Here is a 10,070-nt window from a genome sequence, read left to right as displayed (position 1 = left end):
TGGCATTCGCCATGCGAGAGTAGGACACTGCCAGGCACCCAATTTCAAGATTACGCCCAGCGTGGTCTTTACCGGTTAGTGTGCTGATATGGCTCAGTCGGTAGAGCGCATCCTTGGTAAGGATGAGGTCCCCAGTTCGATTCTGGGTATCAGCACCATTAAATAGAAAGCCTCCCTGAAAAGGGAGGCTTTTTTGCATCCGTCATTTTTTGATATCCCCTTACATTCCCTATTCCCGCAACCCCTTCTGCTTGCAGCCGACACTGTTTATCTGCTGGTTTGAGTCCTAATGTGTTACTCATTTGACTGCTATTGATGGTTTTATCCAGAGATTTAACCATGATTGATTGACGTAAAACGTTTTACATGTAAAATCCGGCGCGTTTTGCCTATTACGTGGAGAGAGAGCATGGCGCAGGATAACGAATACTGTTTGGGGGCGGTACCCGCCAAAGGGCGCAAAGGTGTGCTGTCGCTGATGCTGGTGATGCTCGGCCTGACCTTCTTCTCTGCCAGCATGTGGACCGGTGGTGCGCTTGGTACCGGGCTGGTATTCGATGACTTCATCAAGGCGGTACTTATCGGCAACTTGTTGCTGGGTATCTACACCGCTTGTCTCGGTTATATCGGTGCCTCAACCGGCCTCTCTACCCATCTGCTGGCTCGTTACTCCTTTGGGGTGAAAGGTTCCTGGCTGCCATCCCTGCTGCTCGGCGGTACTCAGGTCGGCTGGTTTGGCGTTGGTGTGGCGATGTTTGCCCTACCGGTGCAGAAGGCGACCGGCATAGATGTGAACTGGCTGATCGCCATTTCGGGCATGTTGATGACGGTGACCGTCTACTTCGGCATCTCCGCCCTGATGGTGCTGAGCTTTGTGGCCGTACCGGCCATTGCACTGCTTGGCGGCTACTCGGTCTGGCTGGCGGTGACCTCGACCGGTGGCATGGCTGCACTGCAGCAGGTACAACCAAGCAATCCCATCGAGTTCACCACGGCGTTGACCATGGTGGTCGGTTCCTTTATCAGTGCAGGAACCCTGACCGCCGACTTTGTTCGCTTTGGTCGCAAACCCTGGGGCGCCGTCATGATTACCATGGTGGCGTTTTTTTTGGGCAACACGCTAATGTTCGTCTTCGGTGCAGCTGGTGCGGCGGTAACGGGGCAGGCCGATATATCGGAAGTGATGTTGATGCAGGGTTTACTGATCCCCGCCATTCTGGTGCTGGGTCTCAATATCTGGACCACCAACGACAACGCGCTCTACGCCTCCGGTCTCGGATTTGCCAACATTACCGGCCTCAAGAGCAAACCGCTCAGCGTGATCAACGGCTTCATCGGTACGGCTTGCGCCCTCTGGCTTTACAACAACTTTGTCGGCTGGCTGGCCTTTTTGAGTACGGCAATTCCGCCGATCGGTGGCATTATCATCATGGATTTCCTGCTCAATCGTGAGCGTTACCGTCAGTTTGCCGATCAGCAGTTCGAGACGGTGCGCTGGCAGGCGCTGGTCGCCACGGCAGTCGGGGTGGCTGTCGGCAAGTGGCTGCCGGGCATAGTGCCACTCAACGCGGTATTGGGCGCCGCCTTCACCTATTTCATTCTGGTTCGCCTCACCCAGCGGCCGGTTCTGGTACAGGAAGCTAACAAATGCTGATTCAACATATTCGTTTGGCCGATCGGGAAGGGTTGTGGCAGATCCGCTGTCAGGATGGGGTCATCACCGCCATCGAACCCCATGACGAACATGCCGTCGCCGGTCGGGTGCTGGACGGGGAGGGCGGTCTGGCGATCGCTCCCTTTATCGAACCCCACATTCACCTCGATACCACCCAGACGGCGGGTGAGCCGAGCTGGAACCTCTCCGGCACCCTGTTCGAGGGGATCGAGCGCTGGGCCGAACGCAAGGCGCTGCTGACCCATGAGGATGTGAAACAGCGCGCTATCCAGACGCTGAAGTGGCAGATCGCCAACGGCATCCAGTTCGTCCGTACTCACGTCGATGTCTCCGATCCCAATCTGGTTGCGCTCAAGGCGATGCTGGAAGTGCGGGAAGAGATGAAGGAGTGGGTGGAGCTGCAGATCGTCGCCTTCCCGCAGGAGGGGATCCTCTCCTACCCCAACGGCAAGGCACTGCTGGAGGAGGCGCTCAAGCTGGGGGCCGATGTGATCGGTGCTATTCCCCACTTCGAGTTTACCCGGGAATATGGTGTCGAAAGTCTGCACTACATCTTCGATCTTGCCGAGAAGTATCAGGTTCTGGTCGATGTGCACTGCGACGAGATCGATGACGAGCAGTCCCGCTTTATCGAGACGCTGGCGACCCTGGCCTACGAGCGGGGTATCGGTCATAGAGTCACCGCCAGCCACACCACCGCCATGCACTCCTACAACGGCGCTTATGCTTCCCGCCTGTTCCGGTTGCTCAAGATGGCAGGCATCAACTTCGTGGCCAATCCGCTGGTGAACATTCACCTGCAGGGGCGGTTCGATACCTATCCCAAACGCCGCGGCATTACCCGGGTGAAGGAGATGCTGGAGGCGAACATCAACGTCTGTTTCGGTCACGACGACGTGTTCGACCCCTGGTACCCCATGGGCACTGCCAACATGTTGCAGGTGCTGCACATGGGGCTGCATGTCTGCCAGATCATGGGTTACGAGCAGATCAACGACGGTCTGAAGCTGATCAGCTGCCACAGTGCCCGCACCCTGAACGTGCAGGATCGCTATGGTATCGAGGTGGGCAAACCGGCCAACCTGTTGATCCTGCCTGCCGAGAACGGCTTCGATGCGGTGCGCCGTCAGGTGCCGGTGCGTTACTCGATCCGCCACGGCAAGGTGATTGCCCAGACCCGCCCGGCCCAGACCGAAATCGTGCTGGGTCAGCCAGAGCCCATCGATTTTCGCCGCTGAGATTTCAATCAGGCTGGATATCGATTAGTTCCGCCTCTGGGCACCAGGGCCGCCATTGCGACATAATGGCGGCCTGACCCTGAGAGAGTGACACCATGCAAACCTGGTTCTATGTTGCTGCAGGGGGCGCCATCGGCGCCTGCCTTCGTTTTGGAATTGCCGAACTGATGGCCTTGCTGCTGGGGCGCCACTTTCCTTACGGGACTCTGGTGGTCAACGTGGTGGGCTCTTTCATCATGGGGGTAGCGTTCGCCCTCATCAGTCACGGCCATGTGGTAGAACACCCGATGAAGCCGCTGCTGATGGTGGGGATCCTCGGTGCCCTGACCACGTTTTCTTCCTTTGCCCTCGATACGGTAGTGCTGGCTCAACATGGAGCCTATCTGAAAGCGCTGCTCAATATCGGTCTCAATCTCTTCCTCTGTCTGGCCATGGTGGTGCTGGGCATGCAGTTGGTTGCGAGCCGGGTTTAAGGTGTCCGGACGCCAGTGGCTCTGGTAAACTGGCGGCCATTCTTTGCTCTATGGGTGTTTAAGGGATGTCAGAACAAGCAACGACAACGCATTTTGGCTTTAAAACCGTGGCCGCGACCGAGAAGGAAACTCTGGTAGCAGGTGTCTTCCATTCGGTGGCAGCCAAGTATGATCTGATGAACGATCTGATGTCGTTCGGCATCCACCGCCTGTGGAAGCGCTTCACCATCGACTGTTCCGGTGTGCGCAAGGGCCAGAAGGTGCTGGATCTGGCCGGTGGTACCGGTGACTTGACCGCCAAGTTCTCCCGCATCGTCGGCGAGACCGGTCAGGTGGTGCTGGCGGATATCAACGACTCCATGCTGAAAGTGGGCCGCGACAAGCTGCGCAATCTGGGGGTCGCCAACAACGTCTCCTACGTGCAGGCCAATGCCGAGGCGCTCCCTTTCCCGGATAACCACTTCGACGTGATTACCATCGGCTTCGGCCTGCGCAACGTCACCGACAAGGACAAGGCGCTCGCCTCCATGTTCCGGGTGCTCAAGCCGGGTGGCCGTCTGCTGGTGCTGGAGTTCTCCAAGCCGGTCAGCGAAGTGATCGCCAAGCTCTATGACCTCTACTCCTTCAAACTGCTGCCGAAAATGGGCGAAATCGTCGCGAACGACAGTGAAAGCTACAAATATCTGGCAGAGTCCATCCGCATGCACCCGGATCAGCAGACCCTGGCTGGCATGATGGAAAATGTCGGTTTCGAGCAGGTGGAGTACTTCAATCTGACTCAGGGTGTGGTCGCCCTGCACCGCGGTTACAAGTTTTAAGGTTGCCTATGCCGATGGATGCCATGGTCACCGCGGTGATCGAAACCAGCCTCAACCAGTTGCTGGCGCTGGACAAACAGAGCCCGGAGCGGCTGCGCAAACTGGTGGGCAAGGTGCTCAAGCTGGAGCTGCGTGAACTCAAGCCGCTCTGGTTCGTCTTCTCCGAGCGTCGGCTGGATGTGCTGGCCCAGCATGAAGGGGAGGCCGATGCGGTGCTCAGCCTGTCGCTGACCGCCCTCGGTCTGCTGAAAGACCCGTCCGCCCTGACCCGCTATATCCGTGAGGAGAAGCTGGATCTGAGCGGTGATCCCCAGCTGGTACAGGCATTCAGCGTGCTGCTGGGTGAGCTGGATATCGACTGGGAAGAGGAGCTGTCGCGCTATACCGGCGACGTGCTGGCCCACACCCTGTTCAGCGGTGCCCGTCAGGCGCGTCGTCTGGTCGGCCGCGAACTGTGCCGCACCCGCAGCCAGCTGGCGGAATATCTGACCGAAGAGGCCCGCCTCGCCCCCGGTCCGCTGGAAGTGGCGAGTTTCAACGATGACGTCGAGGTGCTGGCCCAACAGCTCAAGGCCGTCGAACTGCGGCTGGCCCGCTTCGAACAGCAGGTGACCTGATGACCCCGAAGGAGTTCAAACGCCTCTATCGCATCATCACCATCCTGCTGGAGCAGGGCATCGACGAACTGGTGCCCGCCCGCTATCAACCCTGGCCGGGTCGTCTGGCCCGTCGCTCCCTGTTCTGGCTCAAGAACAAGCAACCGGATCTCAGCCGCGGTGCCCGCATTCGCCTTGCCTTCGAGGCTCTTGGCCCCATCTTCATCAAGTTTGGCCAGATGCTCTCGACCCGCCGAGACCTGCTGCCGCCGGATATCGCCGAGGAACTGGCCCTGCTGCAGGACAGGGTGCCCCCCTTCTGTGGTCAGGCGGCGCGCCAGCAGATCGAGCTGAGCTTGGGTTGTCCCATCGAAACCCTGTTTGACGACTTCGACGAGACGCCGCTGGCGTCGGCCTCCATCGCGCAGGTGCATACCGCCCGCCTGAAGGAGAGTGGCCGCGAGATCGTCATCAAGGTGATCCGTCCCGACATCGAGCCGGTCATCGAGGCTGACCTGCGGTTGATGCAGGCGCTGGCCCGTCTGGTGGCCCGCTTCGTGCCCCAGAGCGCGCGGCTGCGCCCCATCGAGGTGGTGGAGGAGTATCGCAAGACCATCCTCGACGAGCTGAATCTGATGCGCGAAGCGGCCAACGCAATCCAGCTACGCCGCAACTTCACCGGTTCCGAGGCGCTCTATGTGCCTGAAATCATTACCGACCTCTGCCGCGAGCAAGTGCTGGTGATGGAGCGGATCTACGGTATTCCGGTCTCCGATATACCGGCGCTGGAAGCCAACGGCACCAATATGAAGCTGCTGGCCGAGCGCGGGGTCGAGGTCTTCTTCACCCAGGTGTTCCGCGACAGCTTCTTCCATGCCGACATGCACCCGGGCAACATCTTCGTCTCTTACGAACATCCGGAAAACCCGCTCTGGATCGGCATCGACTGCGGCATCGTCGGTACCCTCAATCGGGAAGACAAACGCTATCTGGCGGAGAACTTCCTCGCCTTCTTCAACCGTGACTATCGTCGGGTGGCGGAGCTGCATGTGGAGTCGGGCTGGGTACCGGCAGACACCAAGGTGGACGAGTTCGAGTTTGCCATCCGCACCGTGCTGGAGCCCATCTTCGAGAAGCCGCTCTCCGAAATTTCGTTCGGTCACGTGCTGCTCAACCTGTTCAACACCGCGCGTCGCTTCCATATGACGGTGCAGCCGCAGCTGGTGCTGCTGCAAAAGACCCTGCTCTATGTGGAAGGGTTGGGGCGTCAGCTCTACCCGCAGCTCGATTTGTGGCAGACCGCCAAGCCGTTCCTCGAGAACTGGATGCACGAACAGGTGGGGCCAAAGTCGGTATTGAACGCCATCAAGGAGAAGGCGCCATTCTGGGCGGAGAAGCTGCCGGAGCTGCCGGAGCTGGTCTATGAGACCCTGCGCCAGACCCGTCATCAGCAGCGTCATTTCGACCAGATGTTTGCCGAGTTCCGCCGTCACAGCCGTCGGCAGGGGCAGGCCCGCTACCTCTTAGGGGTTGGAGCCAGCCTGCTATTGGCGGGTGTATTCTTGCTGACCCAAAAACAACACATTGAGTGGGGACAAGCCAGTCTCGCCGGTGCAGCCCTCTGCTGGCTGGTCGGCTGGTTGCGAACCCGTTCCCATTAATCAACAACCGCGCCGTCAGGCGCCTGTTCTGGAGAGAAAATCATGGGTGGTATCAGTATTTGGCAATTGTTGATCATTGCAGTCATCGTCGTGCTGCTGTTCGGTACCAAGAAACTGCGCGGCATTGGCGGTGATCTGGGCGCGGCGGTCAAAGGGTTCAAGAAAGCCCTCTCCGACGAGCCGGCTGATGCCAAGGCCGAGCAGAAAGATGCCGAGTTTCCCCCGAAACAGCTGAACGAAGCGGCCACTCAGAGCAGTGAGACCGCCAAACAGAAAGACAAAGACCAGGCCTAAGCCATGTTCGATATCGGTTTTTGGGAGCTGGTCGTTATCGGTGTGGTAGCACTGGTGGTACTGGGGCCCGAGCGGCTGCCGGTTGCCATCCGCACGGCTACCCACTGGATCCGCCTCATTCGTTCGACCGCGAACTCGGTCAAGTCCGAGTTGGAGCAGGAGCTCAAGTTGCAAGAGCTGCATAACGACCTCAAGAAGGCCGAACAGTTGCAGATGAGCAACCTGAGCCCCGAGCTGCAGGAGTCCATCGAACAGCTCAAAGCGGCGGCCCAGTCGGTCAATCGCCCCTATCAGGTGGAGAACGAGATCCGTCCGCCGCGCCCCGAGCCGGTCGCCCAGGCTGAGCCTGCCACGCCGGTTGAGCCTGCAGTGCAGCTGAGCCACGACGTGCCGCCGGTCAACAGCCAGCGGGAGAGTGAGCCGGTGCCGGTCAGCGACTCCGCAGTAAAAGGGGAGGTGAAGCCATGAGTCAGGCCGAACAACCCCTGATCAGCCATCTGGTTGAGCTGAGAACCCGTTTGCTGCGCTCCATTACCGCCATCCTCGTGGTGTTTCTGGCGCTGATCTACTTCTCCAACAACATCTACGACTTCGTGGCCCAGCCGCTGCTCAGCCAGTTGCCGGAAGGGACCAGCATGATCGCGACGGATGTGGCGACCCCCTTCCTGACGCCGATCAAGCTGACGCTGGTGGTCTCCTTCTTCGTGGCGATCCCCTATCTGCTCTATCAGGCCTGGGCCTTTATCGCCCCCGGTCTGTACCAGCATGAACGGCGGCTGATCATGCCGTTGGTGGTCTCCAGCGCCCTGCTGTTCTATGCGGGGATGGCGTTCGCCTACTACGTGGTGTTCCCGCTGGTGTTCGGTTTCTTCACCAGCACAGCACCCGCCGGGGTGACGGTGGCGACCGATATCGCCAGCTATCTGGACTTCGTACTGACCCTGTTCTTCGCGTTCGGGGTGGCGTTCGAAATTCCGGTGGCCACCATACTGCTCTGCTGGACTGGCGTGACCACACCGCAAAACCTGAAGGAGAAACGTCCCTACGTCGTTGTCGGGGTGTTTGTGGTCGGCATGCTGCTGACGCCGCCTGATGTCTTCTCCCAGACCCTGCTCGCCATCCCGATGTGGGCGCTGTGGGAGATTGGTCTGTTCTTCGCCCGCTTCTACGTGAAGAAAGAGGATGAAGAGCAACAGGAACAACCGGATGTGGAGAGCTGAGGCTCTGTTCGTCACCTGTTTGCCGGACGGCGAGAGGATGACGAAGTCCGCAGGAATGGCAGAACGAGGGGAGCTTAGGCTCCCTTCCTCTTTTCATGCTCCCGTTCGAGGCGTATGGTAAGACCCCATTCGGTAGATGGTTTTCAAATACCTGATATGTATTCCTTTTGTTCGGAACGTCTCATTCCATGATCGATATCGGTTTAAACCTGACCAGCAGCCAGTTCGCCGGCGAGCAGGCTGAGCTGGTGGCCCGTGCCCGCGCCGCCGGAGTGGAAGCGCTGATCCTCACCGGTACCGATCTGGCTGGTAGTCGCGAGAGCGCCGGGTTGGCCGCCCGCTGGCCGGGCTACTGCTTCTCCACCGCCGGGGTTCATCCCCACGACGCCAAGAGTGTCGATGAGGCGACCCTGCCCGCCTTGCGCGAGCTGGCAGCCTTGCCGCAGGTGGTGGCTATTGGCGAGTGCGGCCTCGACTACAACCGCGACTTCTCCCCCCGCCCGGTGCAGGACGCTGTGTTCGACGCCCAGCTGGCACTGGCTGCCGAGCTCCGGATGCCGGTGTTTCTCCACTGCCGCGATGCCCACGCCCGTTTTATCGAGATCCTCCGTCCCTGGTTGCCGAAACTACCGGGGGCCGTGCTGCACTGCTTCACAGGCTGTGATGAGGAGCTGGACGAGTGTCTGGCGCTGGGGCTGCATATCGGGGTGACCGGCTGGCTCTGCGATGAGCGCCGTGGTCAGCTGCTGCGCGAACAGGTGGCCCGTATTCCGGCCGGTCGGCTGATGATCGAGACCGATGCCCCCTATCTGGTGCCGCGGGATCTGAAACCGCGCCCGAAACGCAACGAACCTGCTTTTTTGCCGCACATCGCCCAGGTGGTGGCGGCCTGTCGTGGTGAAGCGCCCGAGGCCTTGCTGGCCCATACCCGGGCCACCTCCGCCGCGTTCTTCCAACTTCCTCTCCAGGAGTGATTCATGGCTACAACTCTTCCGGGCGCCTTTCCGGGCCGCCGCCTGCGCCGTCTGCGCAAACATGATTTCAGCCGTCGTCTGGTGCGCGAGAACGTACTGACCGTCAACGATCTCATCTATCCGGTGTTCGTGCTGGAGGGGGAGAACCGTCGGGAAGCCGTTCCCTCCATGCCGGGGGTGGAGCGTCTCTCCATCGATCTGCTGCTGGAGGAAGCTGCTGAACTGGTGGAGCTGGGCGTACCCGCCATTGCCCTGTTCCCGGTCACTCCGCTGGAGAGCAAGAGCCTGATGGCGGAAGAGGCCTACAACCCGAACGGGCTGGCCCAGCGCACCGTGCGCGCCCTCAAGGCTCGCTTCCCGGAGCTCGGGGTGATCACCGACGTGGCACTCGATCCGTTCACCACCCACGGGCAGGACGGCATTATCGATGACGAAGGCTATGTGCTGAACGACATCACCACCGAGATCCTGATCAAGCAGGCGCTCTCCCACGCCGAGGCCGGGGTCGATATAGTCGCGCCGTCCGACATGATGGATGGCCGCATCGGCGCCATCCGCGCTGCGCTGGAAGAGAATGGCTTCATCAACACCCAGATCATGGCCTACTCCGCCAAGTACGCTTCCTGCTACTACGGCCCGTTCCGCGATGCGGTTGGCTCTGCCGGCAACCTCGGCAAGAGCAACAAGGCTACCTATCAGATGGACCCGGCCAACAGTAACGAAGCCCTGCACGAAGTGGCGCTGGATATTCAGGAAGGGGCCGACAGCGTGATGGTCAAGCCAGGCATGCCTTATCTGGACGTGGTTCGTCAGGTGAAGGATCAGTTCGGCGTGCCGACCTTTGCCTATCAGGTGAGCGGCGAGTACGCCATGCACATGGCGGCGATCCAGAACGGCTGGCTGAAAGAGAAGGAGACCATCATGGAGTCCCTGCTCTGCTTCAAGCGGGCCGGTGCCGATGGCATTCTCACCTACTTCGCCAAGCGCGTGGCGCAGTGGTTGAAGGAAGATGCCCGTTAAGCTGACGTGACCGAGCGTGTAACGGATAGAAAAGAGGGGAGCCGATGGCTCCCCTCTTTCGTTACTGATAGCTGATTACAGCTTGGTCCAGGCATCGCTCC

The 10,070-nt window shown here is 59.9% G+C and carries 11 protein-coding genes and 1 tRNA gene; all 12 read left to right on the top strand.

From position 1 onward, the window contains the following. The first annotated feature begins 82 nt into the window (after nt 1-82). The 12 genes from L972_RS02010 (at nt 83) to hemB (ending at nt 9,969) form a co-directional block, all read left to right on the top strand. Nucleotides 83-158: transfer RNA gene (locus L972_RS02010), tRNA-Thr, on the top strand. A 251-nt stretch (nt 159-409) separates the two neighbouring features. Beyond that, complete coding sequence (gene codB / locus L972_RS02005; RefSeq protein ID WP_047434885.1) at nt 410-1,654, top strand: cytosine permease; 1,245 nt, start codon at nt 410-412, stop codon at nt 1,652-1,654. After that, complete coding sequence (locus tag L972_RS02000) at nt 1,648-2,913, top strand: cytosine deaminase (protein WP_047434882.1); 1,266 nt, start codon at nt 1,648-1,650, stop codon at nt 2,911-2,913. Before codB ends, L972_RS02000 begins: the two co-directional genes overlap by 7 nt. Before the next feature lie 95 nt (nt 2,914-3,008). After that, a complete protein-coding gene (gene crcB / locus L972_RS01995; protein ID WP_005339378.1) occupies nt 3,009-3,386 on the top strand; it encodes a fluoride efflux transporter CrcB in 378 nt (125 codons plus the stop codon). A 65-nt stretch (nt 3,387-3,451) separates the two neighbouring features. Next, a complete protein-coding gene (ubiE, locus tag L972_RS01990) occupies nt 3,452-4,204 on the top strand; it encodes a bifunctional demethylmenaquinone methyltransferase/2-methoxy-6-polyprenyl-1,4-benzoquinol methylase UbiE (protein ID WP_005342396.1) in 753 nt (250 codons plus the stop codon). Nucleotides 4,205-4,212: 8 nt separating this feature from the next. Beyond that, a complete protein-coding gene (locus L972_RS01985; protein WP_005339380.1) occupies nt 4,213-4,821 on the top strand; it encodes a ubiquinone biosynthesis accessory factor UbiJ in 609 nt (202 codons plus the stop codon). Further along, nucleotides 4,821-6,461 carry a ubiquinone biosynthesis regulatory protein kinase UbiB gene (gene ubiB, locus L972_RS01980; protein WP_005339383.1) on the top strand — a complete coding sequence of 547 codons (1,641 nt, stop codon included), beginning with the start codon at nt 4,821-4,823 and terminating at the stop codon, nt 6,459-6,461. Before L972_RS01985 ends, ubiB begins: the two co-directional genes overlap by 1 nt. 42 nt (nt 6,462-6,503) lie before the next feature. Beyond that, on the top strand, nt 6,504-6,755 hold the full coding sequence (gene tatA / locus L972_RS01975; protein WP_005339385.1) for a Sec-independent protein translocase subunit TatA: 252 nt from the start codon (nt 6,504-6,506) through the stop codon (nt 6,753-6,755). 3 nt (nt 6,756-6,758) lie between these two features. After that, entirely contained in the window at nt 6,759-7,223 is a 465-nt protein-coding gene (gene tatB, locus L972_RS01970; RefSeq protein ID WP_005342398.1) for a Sec-independent protein translocase protein TatB, read from the top strand. After that, nucleotides 7,220-7,975 carry a twin-arginine translocase subunit TatC gene (gene tatC, locus L972_RS01965; protein WP_005342401.1) on the top strand — a complete coding sequence of 252 codons (756 nt, stop codon included), beginning with the start codon at nt 7,220-7,222 and terminating at the stop codon, nt 7,973-7,975. The genes tatB and tatC overlap by 4 nt, the downstream gene beginning before the upstream one ends. Nucleotides 7,976-8,163: 188 nt before the next feature. Next, nucleotides 8,164-8,949 carry a TatD family hydrolase gene (locus L972_RS01960; RefSeq protein ID WP_047434879.1) on the top strand — a complete coding sequence of 262 codons (786 nt, stop codon included), beginning with the start codon at nt 8,164-8,166 and terminating at the stop codon, nt 8,947-8,949. Nucleotides 8,950-8,952: 3 nt separating this feature from the next. Then, complete coding sequence (gene hemB / locus L972_RS01955; protein WP_005357271.1) at nt 8,953-9,969, top strand: porphobilinogen synthase; 1,017 nt, start codon at nt 8,953-8,955, stop codon at nt 9,967-9,969. Nucleotides 9,970-10,070 lie beyond the last annotated feature (101 nt).

Source organism: Aeromonas sp. ZOR0001, from assembly GCF_000801015.1.
Taxonomy (GTDB): domain Bacteria; phylum Pseudomonadota; class Gammaproteobacteria; order Enterobacterales; family Aeromonadaceae; genus Aeromonas; species Aeromonas veronii.
The sequence above is the reverse complement of the archived record's forward strand: the minus strand, read 5'-3'. Positions and strand labels throughout refer to the sequence as shown.